The organism is Streptococcus oralis (assembly GCF_001578945.1).
GTDB classification, from domain to species: domain Bacteria; phylum Bacillota; class Bacilli; order Lactobacillales; family Streptococcaceae; genus Streptococcus; species Streptococcus oralis_Q.
In genome coordinates this window covers 1-240 of the sequence record NZ_KQ969673.1, presented here as the reverse complement: position 1 = coordinate 240, position 240 = coordinate 1, and the positions used below count along the sequence as shown (strand labels likewise).

General features: G+C 52.9%; 2 tRNA genes. Both read right to left on the bottom strand.

Annotation, left to right across the window (positions count from 1 at the left end):
- Window positions 1-7: 7 nt before the first annotated feature.
- Window positions 8-80, bottom strand: a tRNA-Phe gene (locus SORDD16_RS10315).
- A 3-nt stretch (window positions 81-83) separates the two neighbouring features.
- A tRNA-Met gene (locus SORDD16_RS10310) sits at window positions 84-157 on the bottom strand.
- Between the last annotated feature and the right edge of the window lie 83 nt (window positions 158-240).

Sequence of the window (240 nt, the reverse complement as noted above, 5' to 3'; positions counted from 1 at the left end):
ATAAATATGGCGCGAGACGGAATCGAACCGCCGACACATGGAGCTTCAATCCATTGCTCTACCAACTGAGCTACCGAGCCAAATTGCGGGAGCAGGATTTGAACCTACGACCTTCGGGTTATGAGCCCGACGAGCTACCGAGCTGCTCCATCCCGCGTTAATATAAAAAGGAGGATGTGGGATTCGAACCCACGCACGCTTTTACACGCCTGACGGTTTTCAAGACCGTTCCCTTCAGCC